The organism is bacterium (genome assembly GCA_029210545.1).
Taxonomy (GTDB): Bacteria; BMS3Abin14; BMS3Abin14; order BMS3Abin14; family BMS3Abin14; genus JARGFV01.
This window is the reverse complement of the sequence record JARGFV010000048.1, coordinates 1-16,941: the sequence shown is the minus strand read 5'-3', so window position 1 is coordinate 16,941 and position 16,941 is coordinate 1. Positions and strand designations below refer to the sequence as shown.

The following is a 16,941-nucleotide window of genomic DNA, read 5'->3' as shown; positions in this document are numbered from 1 at the left end:
CGTGAACGCGGTCCAGTTTTTACGCTATTACGCACGTACGCTCTACGCATACACGTGATTCACTGCGGCTTATGGATCCCGAAAACTCCCCGCAGTGAATCACTCACTTCCCCCAGCGTCGCATAAGCGCTCACCGCCCCCCGGATGTGGGGCATGAGGTTGTCGGTTCCCCCGGCCGCGTCCTCGAGGGCCCGGAGCCTGTCGTCCACCTCGGCCTGGTTTCGCCGACTCCTCACCGCCCGCACCCGCTGGACCTGGGCCTTCTCCAGCTCCGGATCGACCTTGAGGAGCTCGCCCGCAAACTTCCCCTCTTCCACGGTGAAGGCGTTGACACCGACCACGACACGGTCTCCGGACTCCACCTCCATCTGGTAGCGGTAAGCCGCTTCCTCGATCTCCCTGGCCTGGTAACCGGCCTCGATGGCCCGGACAGCCCCCCCCATGTCATCGATACGCCGGATGTAATCGGCGGCCTGTTCCTCGATGGAACCGGTGAGGGACTCGATGGCGTAGGAACCGGCCAGCGGATCGATGGTGCCGGCCACCCCGCTCTCCTGGGCGATGATCTGCTGGGTCCTGAGGGCGATGCGCACGGAATCTTCGGTTGGAAGGGCCAGGGCCTCGTCCCTGGAGTTGGTGTGAAGCGACTGGGTTCCGCCGAGGACGGCGGCAAGGGCCTGGATCGCCACGCGCACCACGTTGTTTTCAGGCTGCTGGGCCGTCAGGGAGCACCCGGCCGTCTGGGTGTGGAACCGGAGCATCCATGAACGGGGATCGGCCGCCTTGAAGCGGTCCTTCATGATGCCGGCCCACAGGCGGCGGGCTGCCCGGAACTTGGCCACCTCCTCGAGGAACTCGTTGTGGACGTTGAAAAAGAAGGACAGCCTGGTGGCGAAATGGTCCACGTCGAGCCCGCTGTCGATGGCGGCCTGGACGTAGGCGATGCCGTCGGCCAGGGTGAACGCCACCTCCTGGGCGGCCGTGCTGCCGGCCTCCCTCATGTGGTACCCGCTGATGCTGATGGTGTTGAAGCTGGGCATCTGCTCGATGCAGTAGGCGAAGATGTCGGTGATGATCCGCATGGAGGGCATGGGCGGGAAGATATAGGTCCCCCTGGCGATGTACTCTTTCAGGACGTCGTTCTGGATGGTTCCCCTGAGCCGGTCCGGACCGACCCCCTGCATTGCCCCCACCTCGGCATAGAGGGAAAGGAGGATGGAAGCCGTGGAGTTGATGGTCATTGAAGTGCTGACCTTGTCGAGGGGAATCCGGCTGAAAAGGGTTTCCATGTCCTCGAGGGTGTCGATGGCCACCCCGACGCGGCCCACCTCCCCTTCGGCCATGGGGTGGTCCGAATCGTAGCCCATCTGGGTAGGCAGGTCGAAGGCCACGGAAAGGCCTGTCTGCCCCTGGTCCAGCAGGTAGCGGTACCGGCGGTTGGACTCCTCGGCGGTCCCGAAACCGGCGTACTGGCGCATGGTCCAGAACTGGCCCCGGTACATGCTGGGCCGCACCCCCCGCGTGAAGGGGAAAGTTCCGGGATATCCGAGGTCCTCGCCGTAATCGAGACCCTCCACGTCCGCCGGGGTATAGAGGGGCTTGAGCTCCTGCCCGGAGATGGTGGTGAACGTTTCCTTGCGCTCCGGGTGCTTTGCAGTGGCAGGCTCGTAGATTTCGGACTGCCAGAGTTCAAGCTGTTTCCTGATGTCTTTAGTCATTGAATCGACCCTCAAAAGCCCGGGCCTTCCACCTTCGCGTAAAGCTTCGGCGGACAGGCGCAATGACGGGTATGACTGGATTCCGGGTCGTTGCCCGGAATAACGACCGTTTAACCCTCTTCCCGGGTTTACCCTGTGAAACCCCGTGGGGCGGCCTGGGAGAGGCCGTGCTGTGGTAAGTTGGCTCTTACCGCCTTTACAGGAACCGTGCCTTCCCCCGGTTTCGCTTTTTCTCCGCCTTCCTCTGTGTTCTCTGTGACCTGTGGTGAAAACACCGCCTTTACAGGAACCCGAGATTGCTTCGCTTTGTGGCGGCTCGCAATGACAGGTTTTTACCCAGGATTCAGCCTTTCTCTGCGTCTCTGCGTCCCTGCGAGAGGCTGCCTTTACCGCCTTTACAGGAACCGGGTGTTCGCGCAGCGGTATCGTTGTTATTCAACGACCACCAACAACGCGCCCGATTCGACCGCCTGCCCCTCGGTCACCCCTATTTTCTTCACAATCCCCGCCTTGGGAGACTTGATCTCATTCTCCATCTTCATGGCTTCCATCACCACGAGTCCCTGGCCCTGTTCAACCTCTTCCTCCTCGGAGACCAGCACCTTGACGATCTTTCCCGGCATGGAGCTCTTGATCTCCTGGACGCCTTCGGCGCCGAGGACGGCGCTCTTTTTCAGGAGAGCCTTGCGCTCGTCGAAAAGTTCGAACTCGAAATGCTCTCCCTCGATGAGGACCTCGTGGAGATCCTTTTCGGAGTGGATGTCAACCTGGTAGGAGCGTCCGTCAATGATAAGGGACAAAAGATCACTCCGGGTCCAGCGGGGATCCACCGTGTACAGTTTCTCACCGATGGTGATGAGGGTCTTCCCCTCGTCGCCCTTGCCGATGGTGACCGGGACCTGCTCCCCGTCCAGTATCGCTATATAAGCCATCTCGACCTCCTGCCGGCCATCTTCCACAGGTCCGCCACCGGTCCTGCCGGACCCGCGGAGGACACGGTTTCCCGTTTTCTCCCGGCTGTCTGCAGGGCCGCGGCGATAACTGCCACGTCCCTGAGCCCTTCGCTGTCCTCACCGGGCTCAAGGACGAACTTGTCCCCGATAAAGCTCGTGGTGATATCCCCGGAGATAAAATGCTCGTTGACCATGACCTTCTGATGGAACGGAATCGTCGTCTTGATCCCCTTGACCACGTACTCCACCAGGGCCCTTTTCATCCGGTCGATGGCCTCGGTGCGGTCCCTCCCCCAGGTGCAGAGCTTGGAGATCATGGGATCGTAGAACATGGGCACATCGTACCCGGCATACACCCCGGAATCGTCACGGACGCCGGGCCCGCTGGGGACCCTGAGGGCCAGGATCCTGCCGGGGGAAGGGAGGAAGTTGTTATAGGGGTCCTCGGCATAGACACGGCACTCCAGGGCCCACCCGTTCATCCTCACCTCTTCCTGGGTGATGGAAAGTTTTTCGCCGGAGGCGATGCGGAACATCTCCTTGGCGATGTCGATACCGGTGATCATCTCGGTGACGGGGTGCTCCACCTGGAGCCGCGTGTTCATCTCCAGGAAGAAGAAGTTCTTGTGCTTGTCCACGAGGAACTCCACCGTGCCGGCGCTCCAGTAACCGGCGGCCCGGGCAGCCTCCACCGCCGCCCTGCCCATGCGCTCGCGGAGCTCCTCGTCGAGGACCATGGAGGGCGCTTCCTCGATGACCTTCTGGTGGCGCCTCTGGATGGAGCACTCCCGCTCGAAGAGGTGAACGACGTTGCCGTGCTTGTCGGCCAGGACCTGGAACTCGATGTGACGGGGATCCTCCACGTACTTTTCCACGAAAACCGCGCCGTTCCCGAAAGCGGAGGTCGCCTCGGACCGGGCGGCCCGGATGGCTTCCTCGATCTCCTTCTCCTTGAAGACCACCCGCATCCCCTTGCCGCCGCCGCCGGCCGCCGCCTTGACCATGACAGGCAGTCCGATCTCCATTGCCCTGGCAGCCAGCTCGGTGTCGTCGTCGATGAGCTCCGTGCCGGGAACCACCGGCACACCGGCCTTGATCATGGTTTCACGGGCGATCGTCTTGTGGCCCATCATCTTGATGGCGGCCGGAGAGGGGCCGATGAAGGTGATGCCGTTGTCCTCGCACATCTGGGCGAAAACCGGGTTCTCCGCGAGGAAGCCGTAACCGGGATGGATCCCGTCGACCCCGGTGCTTTTGGCGACCTCGATGATGCGGTCCATCACCAGGTAGCTCTCGGCCGAGGGAGGCGGGCCCACGCAGTAGGCCTCGTCAGCGGTCCTGACATGAAGGGCGTTGCGGTCGGCCTCGGAATAGATGGCCACCGAAGGGATCTGCAACTCGCGGCATGCCCTCATGAGCCGCACAGCGATCTCACCCCTGTTTGCTATGAGTACTTTCTTGAACATTAACTTTTCCTCCGACTTCACTTGGGTTTCACAATGTGGAGGGTAAAAAGATTATCCCTGTCTGATTTTTCCGATTCGGTTCACCCTGCGTTACCCTGTGTACCCTGTGGTAAAAATTCACGCCTTTATGCCGGCCGGCCTGAGATCGCTTCGCACAGAGTTGGCTCGCGATGACAGCGTTCCTTCTCTCGTTTCTCCGTTCCCCCCCTCGGAAATATCCCGGCCGGATTTCTAAAGTGGAATATTTCCATGCTTCCGCGGCGGGTTCTCCTCCCTCTTGGACAGGGCCGTCTCCAGGGCATTGATGAGCCGTGGCCTTGTCTTCCGGGGAGTGATCACCTCGTCGATATAGCCGAGTTCGGCGGCCTTGTAAGGGTTGGCGAACATCTCGTTGAACTCGTCGACCAGTTCTGTCTTTCGGGCCACCGGATCGTCGGCTTTCTTGAGTTCGTTGCGGAAGATGATGTTCACCGCCCCGTCAGAACCCATGACGGCGATCTCCGACGTCGGGTAGGCAAAGTTGAAGTCGGCCCGGATGTGCTTGGAGTTCATGACGCAGTAAGCGCCGCCGTAAGCCTTGCGGGTGATGACCGTGAGCTTGGGTACGGTGGCCTCGCAGAAGGCGTAAAGGAGCTTGGCCCCGTGGGTGATGATCCCGCCGTACTCCTGGTCCAGCCCCGGCAGGAAACCGGGCACGTCCTCGAAAACCACCAGGGGGATGTTGAAAGAATCGCAGAACCTCACGAACCGGGCGCCCTTGATGGAGGCGCTGATGTCCAGGCACCCCGCCAGGTGGGCGGGCTGGTTGGCCACCACACCCACGGCGTGTCCGTTGAGGCGCATGAAGCCGATGACGATGTTCTGGGCGTAGTGCTCCTGGATCTCGAAAAAGTAATTGTCGTCGGCAACGATGTTGATGATCTCCTTCATATCGTAAGGTTTGTTGGGGTTATCCGGGACGATGCCGTCCAACGACTCGTCTTCCCGCAGGGGATCGTCGTCGGTGGCCGCATAGGGTGCGTCCCCGGCGTTGTTCTGGGGCATGAAGGAGAGCAGCTCCCGCACCATCCCGAGGGCTTCCTTCCCGTCCTCGGCGGCCAGGTGGCAGACACCGCTTTTGGAGGCGTGGGCCATGGCTCCGCCAAGATCCTCCTTGGTAACCTCCTCGTGGGTCACCGCCTTGATGACCTCAGGCCCGGTGATGAACATGTAGCTGGTGTTCTTGACCATGACGATGAAGTCGGTGATGGCGGGACTGTACACGGCGCCTCCGGCGCAGGGGCCCATGATGAGGGAGATCTGTGGAACCACTCCGGAGGCCAGGGTGTTGCGCAAAAAGATGTCGGCGTAGCCGCCCAGGCTCACCACCCCCTCCTGGATCCGGGCCCCGCCCGAGTCGTTGATGCCCACGACGGGGCAGCCGTACTTCATGGCCATGTCCATGATCTTGACAACCTTCTCGGCGTAGGCGCCTGAAAGGGAGCCTCCGAAAACGGTGAAGTCCTGGGCGAAGATGAACACCTTGCGGCCGTTGACATTGCCGTAGCCGGTGATGACCCCGTCACCGGGGATCTTCTGCTTTTCCATGCCGAAGTCGGTGCATCGGTGGGTGACGAACTTGTCGAGCTCGACAAAGCTGCCCTCGTCGAGGAACATGTTGACCCTCTCCCGGGCGGTGAGCTTGCCGGCCTCGTGCTGCTTGGCGATACGTTCCTCGCCGCCGCCCATCTCGGCTTCCTGGTTCTTCTTTTCCAACAGAGCGAACTTCTTTTCAAGGGACATGATCTATCCTCCAGCCGATCGTGATTGCCAGTTCCTTCGCAGCGCGTCGGAATACCTCATCATGCCGTAAAAAACAGAATTTTCAGTATACAAAATACAACACCGGGGGTAAAGCGGATAGAGGGACAGCGGATAGAGGGTTGTAGGCAGGAGGCAATAGGCGAGGGGCAATGGGCGATGGGCGAAGAAAAGGCCATCTTTTCATTCTCAGTATCTTGTTCTTGAACTGTATTCCTCCATGCTCTGCGGCTTCCGCCGACGCATTAAACTGTGGCGTGACAAGTCAGAGGTGGGGGTGAAAGGGACCTGCCCGAGTGAAGCGATCCCGGGATTGCTTCGCCCGGTATCAGCTCGCAATGACAACCTTTGACAGAGTCGCAAAAGTCCATCAATCAACTCGCGCCGGTCAGGCGGAAGCCGGGGTGCCGGTCATTGTCCAATTATATTCGGGATGATCCAACGGGTGATCCACACCTTCACACCCTAAATCCGCCGAAAATGCCCTTTTGATCGAGGCCAGCCGATTGGCGAGGGACGTGGGGCGGCCAATTCAACCGCGACATTGCCCCATTGGAAAAAAAGGTCCCCGCAAAACCTCGACCAGGGGCTAGCCCAAACCGATCGCAGATTTCGTGTTACATGATGAAATGGTAGTTGTACATGATGGTCAGGACAGTGGTGGTGGCGTCGCCGACATCTGTCCAGATGACTCCGCCCTGGTTCACATCCACGCTCCAGCTGTGGAACCGCAGCCCCACGTCCAGGCTGTGTCCCGGTGTGAAGTAGTAATCGAACCCGCCGCCGAAATAGAGGGAACCGCCCTGCAACGAGGTGTTGTAATCGTCGTAGTCCAGGACGTGACTGCCCAGGCCGACGGTCATGTAAGGGGCGAACGGCCCGCCGGTATCCATGATGAACTCGGCCCCGATATCGAACCGCCCGTAACCCATGTTAAAGCCGTCCGGGTCCTCGTGCCCGCTGCCACCCAACAGGAAATCCAGGGCGAAGGTGGGGTTGAAGTTATAGCCGAAGTTAAAGGCAAAACCGCTGCCGGAGTCCACATCGTCCAGGTCGCCCCCGAGGGACACGGAGTTGATCCCGCCGCCGATGTACCAGGTGCCCGCCATGGCCGGAGAAGCGGCGAGCAGGAGAACTGCTGACAGGATGGAAACGAACCGGACCTTTCTCATGGAATCCCCCTTTGGAAATCAGTCAGGAATGATCATTTACGCGAATTATAGCAGAAAAGGAAGAAAGAAGGCTCTTCCCGAAATCCGCGATTGGTTTGGGCCGGATTTCGGGTATGGTTCCCCCCTCAGGAACACGTAACCCGCTGTTTTCAGAACCGTCCGCTATGCCATGGACACGATGCGGATCCTCCGGCGGATCATCTGGAACAATCCAAAATACGCTCGCCGGATTTTCAGAGAGATCTGGCCGGCGTGACGTACAACCTTGACAGGGTCGCAAAAAGCCCAAGCGGGACTTTTCCTGGCTCCTTAATGTCCTGGGGAAAGGGAAAAGCGTGGTTTTCGGTTCCCTCACGGAGGCTGCTGTAATATCGCCAAAGTCCGGGTAAGACTTTGGCTCAACGGGAACCGAAAAGCGTGGTTTTCGGTTCCCTCACGGATCGAACACACAGCCATTGGCACTCGATCCGGGCGCCCTTCCCAGACGCGGCTTGTCATTGACTTAAGGTTCGAGTCATTGATCTGAGCGCCCCGCGCGCGGTGCGTTGATGGACTTTTTGCGACTCTATCAATGTTGTCCGCGCTTGGAAAAGTCAGCGCATGGGCGACAGCGCAAGACTATGATCCGGCCACTGTGAATACTTTCTTCCAGGTGGCTGATTATTATTCAGCTCCTGGCTGTCAGCTGACAAATGAGAGCTGAATGCCCATTACCAGAAATAGCCTTTCTCCCGGGCGGTAGCCACTTCGATGGTTACCGGTTTCGAGCGGATGCCGGATACCGGGTCCTGGATCACGACCTCGTGCCGCCCCGGTGAAATGGGGATCCGCACGGGATCGATGACTCGTGAGCGGCCCAGGACGTGCCCGTCGAGGATCGTCTCCACTTTGGCCAGCGGTTCGTCGGAGTCGATACGGGGCAGGATCGTCTGGTAGCGCACGGGAATGGTCGGGTCCATGATGTATGTCTGGCCGTTGTCAGGATAGATCAGAGCAAGGCGGCCGGCGGATAGTGTGATCTCACCGGCATCGAGGGGGCTGTATTCGATCGGAGGTGTCGGAACCCCCTCGGCCCGTGACCATTCGTTGTAGGGAGCCGGGAAGACGGCAAAGGACACCGCTTGAAGGTGGGCGTCCGGAGTCGAGTTGTGGGCCAGGAGGCCGTTACGGGAATCGATCGTGATACTCCGGTGGAAAGCGCATGGGGTTTCCGGTTCCGTTCCCTCGATAAAATATTCCGAGATCGTGCCGGGGCAGGCCTCGGTGGCAAGGCCCCCCGAAAGGGTGCAGACCTCGGTCCTTGCCAGCGCTTCCGGAGCCTCGAACCACTCGGTGTCCCTTCCCTCCATGGCGGCGGTCATGACCCGGTTGAACACCGGACCCGCTCCGGTGATGCCGGAAATTCCGGCCATGGGCGTTGCGTCGAAGTTTCCCACCCACACTCCCACGGTGATCTTTTTCGTGAACCCTACGGTCCAGTTGTCGGTGAAGTTCCTGGAAGTGCCTGTCTTGGCGGCCACCCGGTACGGGAAGTTCAGGGGGGACAGGACTCCGAACGACGCCATTCGGGCGTTCATGTCCGAAAGGACGTCGGCCACGAGAAAGGTGATCTCCGGCTGCAGGACTCTTTCGGGAGGAGCGGCGGCCGGCAGCGGGAGGTCCTGTCCCGTCCCGTCTCGCACCTGCGTGACGAAAACCGGCTCCACGGTCATCCCTCCGCGGGCCAGGGCGGCGTACCCCGCGACCAGTTCCAGGAGGCTCACCTCTCCGTTGCCCAGGGTCAATCCCAGGCCGTAGTATTCAGCGTCTTCCCGAAGGCTTTCAAATCCGGTGCCCCTGAGAAATTCCAGGATCCTGGACGAGCCCACCTGTTGGGCCACCTTGACGGCTGAAACGTTGAGGGAGTTGGCCAGGGCTTCCCTTATCCGCATCGGACCGTAGAACCGGTTGTTGAAGTTTCGCGGCGAGTAGTTGCCGGTTGCAGCCTGGAAATGGGCTTCCACGTCCGGGACGATGTCAGCCAGGGTCATGCCGCCGCTGAGGGCCAGGGCGTAGGTGAACGGTTTCAGGGTCGATCCGGGCTGGCGCAGCGACGTGCAGCCGTTATTCTGCCCCAGGATGCTGTCATCGGCAAAATCCCTCGAACCCACGAAGGCCAGGATGCGGCCGGTGGCGTTTTCCATCACGACCACGGCCCCGTTGTGGACCTGGTGGTCCTTGAGCAGGGACAGCTCGGTGTTCAGCGCGGCTTCGGCCTCCTGCTGGAGCCCAAGGTCGATGGTCGTGGTGATGGAGGAGGGCTCCTCGCCCCAGTCACGGTGAGCCAGGTACTGGTTCAGGTGGGGAGCGCGAAACGGTGTCTGCTTTTCCCGAATCCGGATCGGTTCGGCCGCTGCCATGATCTCCTCATCGGCGGAGATGAACCCTTTCCGGGACATCCTGGCCAGCAGGCCGCTGCCGCGCTCAGTGACTTGCTGGACGCTGCGGTAGGGGTTGAGGTCCGAAGGTGACCTGGGGATCACCGACAGGAACGCCGACTCGGCCAGGGACAGGTTGGAAGCGGGCTTGTGGAAATAGAGCTGGGAGGCGCGCTCGACCCCCCGGGCCTGGTTGCCGAAGGGCACCCGGTTGACGTACTGGACCAGGATCTCGTCCTTGGTCAATTCCCTTTCCAGGCGTAGCGCGAGCAGGGCCTCCCTGATCTTGTTGCCCAGCGTGCGGGGCCGGCCGCCGGAGATATTTCGCGCCAGCTGCATGGTGATGGTGGAGCCGCCGGAGATGACTCTCCCGGCCCTGACGTTGGACACAAGGGCCCTCAGCACCGCCAGGGGGTCGATGCCGGAATGCCACCGGAACCGCCTGTCTTCCTTGAAGATGATGGTCTTTAGAAAATAAGGGCTGATCCCGGACAGCTCGACCCAGTGGAGCCTCTCCTCCTCGTCGGAAAGGATCTCGTGGAGAAGCCGCCCTTCACTGTCGAGCACCCGCGTGGAAACGACACCGGAAACGTCCAGAAGCTCTTCCGGCAGGGGCGCCGCCACGGGCAGCAGGATCCACAACGAGGCCAGGAACAGGAGGAACCCTGCCGCCAGCCGCACTGAGCGGGGCATCGGGCGATCCATCACCGCACCTCGAACCTCCCGCCCTCTCCACGGCCGAAGGTTTCCGGTGTGTACATCTCTTCGGCCCTTGTGGGGGAGAAGTTGTAATCGCCGTGGTATAGGGCGTTGGCGACGTAGACGTATTCGAAGGTGCCCGGATAAAGGGTGTCGCTGAAACCGTCTCCGTTCCTGGCGAAGATCTCATTCCTTATGAGCCTCAGGAAAACGGCCGCGGCCCTGTTCCTCGCGTCTGTCGGGGCCGACGCGATGGAGCCGTCCTTGTCGGCGCCGCGCCACGCCAGGTAGAGGGCGTTGCTTCTGGAATAATCCTGGTTGCGGTCGTAGTTGCTGGTCTGGAGGTAGGTCCTGAAATAGTCGAGCAGGAAGGCGTTCTGTTCCTCATGCCCGGTCTCGCACCAGGCTGGTTTAACTTCGCTGTTTCGGAGCGCTTGCAGCCTACTCCTTGATCAGGAACTCCAGGATGTCCATGACGGCGCCGTCGCTGTTGTCCACGATCTCCACCTTCCAGTCTCCGGACCAGAACGGGTCGATGGCCTTCGAGCTCCAGGTGCGCCAGTCGGGGCCGCCGATCTTCAGCGAGGTCTCGGCCATGACCTTGCCCTTGTAGATCCACCGGTGGGTCACCGAGCCGCCGCCCTCCATGCCGACGATGCGGGTGTGGGCGTAGACCCTTCCGACGTCCGCGGGGAACATGGTGTCGATCCCGTCGCACGCCCGGTCCACGATGGCCGAGCAGACCACTCCCGGCTGCACCGTGGCCGCCGAGACCGGTGAAACCATGAGGACCCCTGATAAAAACCCTGAAAACACCATCGCGACGATAGCCAGCTTTTTCATCTCAACATTCCTTTCAAAGCGGGTGAACGCAGCTCCGCCCGGCTGGCCGAGCTGTTTTCCTTCAGGGGCTGTCGGTTGATGACCAGGTAAAAATGGCCTTTCCGGTGACGGGACCCCCCCTCCCGGGGGTTCAAAAACACTCCATTGAAGCTTAGGGAATGGGTCCTGGCATGTCAATGGGATTGTCCCGTAATCCGGTGGAATAAAGGTTCCCGGGAAGGAAGAAGATGTTGACGGGCGGTATAACCATAGTTATACTTCAATCATGAAAACAGCTATTTCCATCCCGGACAAAGTATTTCGTTCCGCTGACTCCCTTGCCAAGCGGCTTGGCTTGTCCCGCAGCCAGCTTTATACAACGGCAATCACCGAATACCTGTCCAGGCATCAGGGCAAACAGGTCACCGATCGTCTCGATGCCATTTATTCAGAGGAAGATTCTTCCCTGTCTCCAGGTTTCAGTGTCCTTCAAGCAAAGTCATTGACACATGAGGAATGGTAGTGGAGCGCGGCGAGGTCTGGTGGGTACAGCTTCCCGATCCCATAGCTTCTGTACCAGGTTTCAACAGACCTGTTCTTGTCATCCAGTCGAACGCCTTCAATCGAAGCCGCATTCGCACCATCGCCGCTGTCCCATTAACCTCAAACCTTCGTCTCGCGGAAGCACCAGGCAATGTGCTCATGCCTGCTTCTGAGACAGGGCTTCCAAAAGACTCCGTTGCCAACGTTTCTCAGGTAATCACCATAGATAGATCATTTCTAACCGATAAATGCGGCAAGTTGCCTTCTGAACTACTTCGGTCGGTCGATGAGGGCTTACGACTTGCTTTATCCCTATGACCTTCGAGACTGACCCGGCGGGCAACTCGTGGGTCGGACCTCCCACCATCGCTTACGACTCTTGACCAGTTTCCGCAGTCGCTCACTGGAGCGAAGGAGGGTGAAGAGCAGTATGGGGGTATGGCGGTAAGGGAGTATGGGGGTAAGGGGGTAAGGGGGAAAGATGGGAATTGTGAGCAGTTTTACGGTTCACGATTCACGGTTCACTCTGGAATCCTGGGAAAAAGCCCGGTTCCTGTGAAAGCGGCAAGAAGGGAGAATTTTGGGCTGGAGTTGAGCGATACCCCTCCCTGCATTACCAGGAATTGATGAATTCCCGACCCCCGTCGCTCTCCGGAAACCAGTCCGTTTAGTACTGGGCACCGCGCCGTACTCCTAGCTCCCTTTCTGGGTAAGGATGAGCCGGACTATGTTGCCTATCCGCAGCCTGACAGCACTCACAGGCATGTTAAGTTCTTCCTTTCTGCAGACCGACGCTCCATTGTTCCGCTTGATGTATTTGATCAGGGAGGCGGCTGTCAGGCTCTTTTGGCCGAGGGGGCTTTTCCCAGGGGGCCCGAATTCCCTGAGCACCTTTTTTTCCGTTTGCGCTCTCCGGATTACAGCCTCGGTCTCCCTTCGCTTGAAGAGACCCATTTCGCCCTTGAGCCGGGACAGCCCGATGGCCGACTCATAGGTGGCTTCAGCGATGGTTTCCCTGTCCATCCACCTGGTCTCATAATTGAGCGTGTCTTTCCAGGTAGGAGACAGCATCGCCTGCCGATGCTCCTCCAGGGACCGGTACAAAATTTTGTAGCCATGCTTGTCGGGCGATTCAAACACATCACTGCCTGGATCTACAAAAGGCGCGAGGGGGGAAATAAAGGGAACCAGACGGATCCGTGGACCGTACTCCGCCATCAAATCCCGGCAATAATCCACTGTCCCCATGGCGGACCTGAAATCCTGTTCCGGCAGGCCCGTCATGAAGAACATGTCCAGGCGGTGACACCCTACAGAACAGGCGTCCTCCACAAATTTTTCCAGGGAACTGTTATTGTAGCCGCGTCCGAAAGCCCGCCTGACCTTCTCGTCATGACTTTCCGGTGAGATCTCCACGTTCAGCCGCGGAAAGGTCGACGCCGCCTCTTTGAGGATCTCCCTGCCGGGAGGCGAGAAGAACTCCAACATGACTTCATTCTTTATTCGCAAAGGCCGCAGGTCTCTCATCAGGGCGAGAAAATGCTCCTCACCACCCTGGAGGCAATCCCCAAGGAAAAAAACAGGGCCACCTACATATTTGATGATGGAGGCAACCTCTTTGGCCAACACTTCCGGATCCTTATAAGCGACGCTGGTGCGGTTGACTACCCGCTTCATGGCCGATGCCGATCCCCCGCAGGTAATACAATTGTGGATGCACCCCTTGCATGTCAAAACAGCTGTGATGGGATAAAAAAACCACTTCTTAAAAGGAAAATAGCTGGCCAAATCCCGATAGCGGTGAACCTGACGGATCATGTGAGGGTAGTCCAGGGGATGAGCGTTCAGGGAGCCGGGAACGTGATTGATAGCCCCCTCGACAATGCTGTCTCCACGGCGGTACGACAGGTTGGGAACGCTGGAGAGATCTCCCCCCTTCAGGGTAGCGGCAAGGAGTTTGGCGAGAGGCTCCTCGGCACAGTCACCCCGGATCACGTAATCGATGTCAGGATAATTTTCCAGTATTTCGCGATGGAAGTAGGAAGAGGAAAGGCCGCCCAGGACAATGGGGATCTCAGGGTGGAGCCGTTTGAGAAGCTTCGCGATCTCCACCACTCCCTGGATGTGGAGGAGCCAGTGAAGGTCAAGACCGAAAATCGCGGGTTTGAATTGACTCAGGAACGCTTCAGGATCGAATCTCCGGCTCTGGAGCATTTTAACCGCCAGGTTAAGGATCCTCACCCTGTAGCCAAGTCTTTCAAGGTGGCGGGACATGGTGGCAAACCCTACCGGGTACATCTCAAACACAGGCGTCGATGGGATAACGTCGGAAATGGGCCCGTATAGCGTTGAACGTTTACGGAAATCGAAGATCGAGGGTGCATGGATGAGCAGCAGGTCTGACCTCATTGGATTTCCTTTCCGTCGCTTGCTGCCGCCTTCCTGTAAATCCACGAAAACCACGCCCTTACGGCGTCTTCATGTTGATAGTGGGCCCCTTGGACGTGGCAGTTTGTTAAAGTGTAACAGACACGTACCAAAAGGGGACATTGATCAAGAATGATGGACTCGCAAAAAGTCCATCAACGCGCCCCGCGCGGGGCGCCCAAATCAATGACCCGTCCCGCAAGTCATTAATTTGCGGGATAAGTCATTGATTTGTAAGGAAAGGGAAAACGACGTTTTTCCCTTTCCGTGGAGCGAAAAGTCCCGTATTGGACTTTTTGCGACTCTATCAAGAATCGTCGCCGCAAATTCACAAAGATGTCGGGTAAATCGCGGGGGCGAGGGAGGGAAAAGGGAGCGCGGGTGCGTGGGAGCATGGGGGAGAGGGGGAAAAGGCAGGCAAACCTTTGGACGGGGAGACACGGGGACGCGGAGTAACGGGTTTTCACTTTCCCTTAATTTCCACTCAACCCACCGTGTAATATGCCGTCGGTTTGCCGCACCGGGGAGGAAAAACGTTCCGTCACATGTAAAACGGTCACATTACCAGGTGATCCGGTCGCTACCGACGAGCTGGCGGGACAGATCCATGACCAAAGTGTTGGACAGGGCTTGGAATAACGTTTCCATCCCTTGGTATTTCAGAAGACGAGCTTACCCTGGCCGCGACCTCGGCACTGACGATCAGGGACAGGATCACCGTGCTCGACATATCGGCCCACGCGGGCATTCTTGAAAATGCCGCCTGAGAAACAATAAAAATGCCGTCCTGATCAGCGCCTGTGCGCCGGAGTGCCGCAGGTAAAACGTATTCTCGCCTTTACCCCCTGGAGTTCCATGGCCTTGACATCCAGCTTGACCTGCTCTTAACTGTAACTGACTGCACTCTTTCCTCCTTATGCACGGGGGACCTTGATGGGACATGACCGGGGCCGTATGAAGAGTTATCCCCCCGTGGCCGCCAGGAAAAACGGCTTGACGGATCTCTTTGCGGGGCTCCGGTTTTGTGTTCCCGATCTTCATCACCGCATCAGAGCCCTGCCGGACAGCCATTCCCTCCCTGGTTCCCATTCTTCCGGGTTTCCTGTTCTTCATCTCTGCTTCCCGCTGTCTGGCTCAGGGGAGAGGCAGGCATAAAACCTTTTAATATAAGGGGGTGATGGGGCCAACAGGCATCAGATTCATGTCGAAAACTTTTACGGAGTATCGTGATCGAGGTTGATGGACTCTATCGAGGTTAAGGGGTGTTATGATAGGTGACAATGACGCTGAAAGGGAGGTCAAAATGAGAAAGAGGATCATGACCACAACGATCGTAACGGTTCTTGCGATATTGCTGCTGTTGCCGGCCTTTGCGGTGCAGGCACAGGCCGCCGACAAGCTCGGCTGGGTCGGTCCCGTTTACACTGAGTTATCGGCCAGCCTGACCGATGGTTTCAAGGCGTACTACAAGAAGACCTACGGGAAGGATGTGGACATCACCTTCGTCCGGCCGGGCGGGTGGCCGGTCTGCCTGGACAAGGTGAGGGCATGGGGTGGCAAGCCGGATGCCGACATTTTTCTGGGCGCGGGAGCCCCGGCGCATGAAGTTTTAAAGAAAGAGGGACTGATCGTTCCTTACAGGCCAAAGGGTTCGGACAAGGTTCCTGCCGAATGGCATGGTATGAAGGTAAAGGATACGGGTGATATGTGGACCTGTTTCGCGCCCTGGATCGTTACCAACCTGTACAACGAAAAGGTTTTGAAAACACTGAAGCTGCCGCCGCCGAAAACGTGGCACGACCTGCTCAACCCCATCTACAGGGGCAACATCGTGCACACGCTGCCATATGCCTCCGGAACAATGCATGAAGCCATTGAAATCCTCATACAGGGCTTTGGAGAAGAAGAAGCATGGAAATATCTTAGATTATTAGCGGCGAATCTGGCACGCTTCTCCACCGGCAGCACGGATACCACGCAATTAGTGGCCCGTGGCGAAGTTCCCATCGGGATGGCGCAGCCGCAGATGAACGCCATGGCCGCCCGCAAGGACGGCTTCCCGGTACGGGACCTTCTCCCGGAAAAAACGATCCTGGTTCCGGAGGCCGTGGCCCTGCTCAAGGGCGCGCCCAACGAAAAGGTTGCCAGGATCTTCCTGGACTGGCTTTTCAGTATGGACGGACAAAAATACGTGCTGGAGGGCCGTTACTTCGCGGCCAGCACGGACGTTAAATTCTCCCGGTTGGAGAAAGAAGGCGTCGAGATGGCCTCCCATGCCGCGAAGGCGCTGGGCGTCGATTCCTTCTGGGACCTGAAGGTCGACTTCATCGAGTACGACCTGGACCTCGCCACAAAGAGGTGGGACGAAGTCAACAAGAAGTATGAGGACGAGATCTACCGGAAGTGGGGCGAGCTGAAAAACAGCCTGTTCCTCATCGAGGAAGTCGAGGGAGAGATCGAGGCGGCAAAAGCTGAAAAGATGGACGTGGGGAAGGCTGCCGCGAAGATAGCCGAAGCCCGAAAGCTTTTCGAATATGAGGGCAAGTACGCCGCGGCGCGCCTTGCCGCAGCCAAGGCCCGCGCACTGCTCGTCTCGCCGTAAAGGCAACGCGGGACGGGTGGGCGTGAATATGTGCCCCCTCACCCCGACCCTCTCCCACCGGGGGAGAGGGAAAAAATTGAGCACTCTCAGAGCTTGACATAAAGGCCCGCCCCGTAGAATCCCGCTTCGCGGTCTGCCATGGGATTTAACAGGGGGATTCAACAGGGCGGGCCGCTGATCGCTCGTCCGTCAACCGGCAGACAAGTTGATGACCTCGCAAAAAGTCCCGCCCGGACTTTGGCGATGAACAGTAGTCGCGCCTGGAAATGGCGCCCGGATCGAGTGCCAATGGCTGTGTGTTCGATCCGTGAGGGAACCGAAA

The 16,941-nt window shown here is 58.8% G+C and carries 11 protein-coding genes; 3 read left to right on the top strand and 8 right to left on the bottom strand.

The window, feature by feature from the left end:
• Positions 1-59: 59 nt before the first annotated feature.
• The 6 genes from P1S46_06860 to pbpC all read right to left on the bottom strand — a co-directional run bounded on the left by P1S46_06860 (position 60) and on the right by pbpC (position 10,231).
• A complete protein-coding gene (locus P1S46_06860; protein MDF1536206.1) occupies positions 60-1,718 on the bottom strand; it encodes a methylmalonyl-CoA mutase family protein in 1,659 nt (552 codons plus the stop codon).
• 431 nt (positions 1,719-2,149) lie between these two features.
• Positions 2,150-2,650 carry an acetyl-CoA carboxylase biotin carboxyl carrier protein subunit gene (locus P1S46_06855; protein MDF1536205.1) on the bottom strand — a complete coding sequence of 167 codons (501 nt, stop codon included), beginning with the start codon at positions 2,648-2,650 and terminating at the stop codon, positions 2,150-2,152.
• Positions 2,638-4,137 carry an acetyl-CoA carboxylase biotin carboxylase subunit gene (accC, locus tag P1S46_06850; protein ID MDF1536204.1) on the bottom strand — a complete coding sequence of 500 codons (1,500 nt, stop codon included), beginning with the start codon at positions 4,135-4,137 and terminating at the stop codon, positions 2,638-2,640. The genes P1S46_06855 and accC overlap by 13 nt, the downstream gene beginning before the upstream one ends.
• A gap of 231 nt (positions 4,138-4,368) precedes the next feature.
• Entirely contained in the window at positions 4,369-5,919 is a 1,551-nt protein-coding gene (locus tag P1S46_06845; protein MDF1536203.1) for an acyl-CoA carboxylase subunit beta, read from the bottom strand.
• Between the two features lie 635 nt (positions 5,920-6,554).
• On the bottom strand, positions 6,555-7,109 hold the full coding sequence (locus tag P1S46_06840) for an outer membrane beta-barrel protein (GenBank protein ID MDF1536202.1): 555 nt from the start codon (positions 7,107-7,109) through the stop codon (positions 6,555-6,557).
• 710 nt (positions 7,110-7,819) lie between these two features.
• A complete protein-coding gene (pbpC, locus tag P1S46_06835) occupies positions 7,820-10,231 on the bottom strand; it encodes a penicillin-binding protein 1C (GenBank protein MDF1536201.1) in 2,412 nt (803 codons plus the stop codon).
• Positions 10,232-10,375: 144 nt separating this feature from the next.
• Between pbpC and P1S46_06830 the strand changes: the two genes are divergently transcribed.
• Positions 10,376-10,516 (top strand): hypothetical protein, encoded by a 141-nt coding sequence (locus P1S46_06830; GenBank protein MDF1536200.1) that lies wholly within the window; start codon positions 10,376-10,378, stop codon positions 10,514-10,516.
• 150 nt (positions 10,517-10,666) lie between these two features.
• On the opposite strand, the gene P1S46_06825 is transcribed toward P1S46_06830, so the two are convergent.
• Entirely contained in the window at positions 10,667-11,068 is a 402-nt protein-coding gene (locus P1S46_06825; protein MDF1536199.1) for a DUF2914 domain-containing protein, read from the bottom strand.
• A gap of 501 nt (positions 11,069-11,569) precedes the next feature.
• On the opposite strand from P1S46_06825, the gene P1S46_06820 reads away from it, so the two are divergent.
• Positions 11,570-11,908, top strand: coding sequence for a type II toxin-antitoxin system PemK/MazF family toxin (locus P1S46_06820; GenBank protein ID MDF1536198.1), 339 nt, complete (start codon positions 11,570-11,572; stop codon positions 11,906-11,908).
• A 375-nt stretch (positions 11,909-12,283) separates the two neighbouring features.
• On the opposite strand, the gene P1S46_06815 is transcribed toward P1S46_06820, so the two are convergent.
• On the bottom strand, positions 12,284-13,999 hold the full coding sequence (locus tag P1S46_06815; GenBank protein MDF1536197.1) for a TIGR04190 family B12-binding domain/radical SAM domain protein: 1,716 nt from the start codon (positions 13,997-13,999) through the stop codon (positions 12,284-12,286).
• A 1,321-nt stretch (positions 14,000-15,320) separates the two neighbouring features.
• Here P1S46_06815 and P1S46_06810 point away from each other — a divergent pair.
• Positions 15,321-16,619 (top strand): extracellular solute-binding protein, encoded by a 1,299-nt coding sequence (locus P1S46_06810; protein MDF1536196.1) that lies wholly within the window; start codon positions 15,321-15,323, stop codon positions 16,617-16,619.
• Positions 16,620-16,941 lie beyond the last annotated feature (322 nt).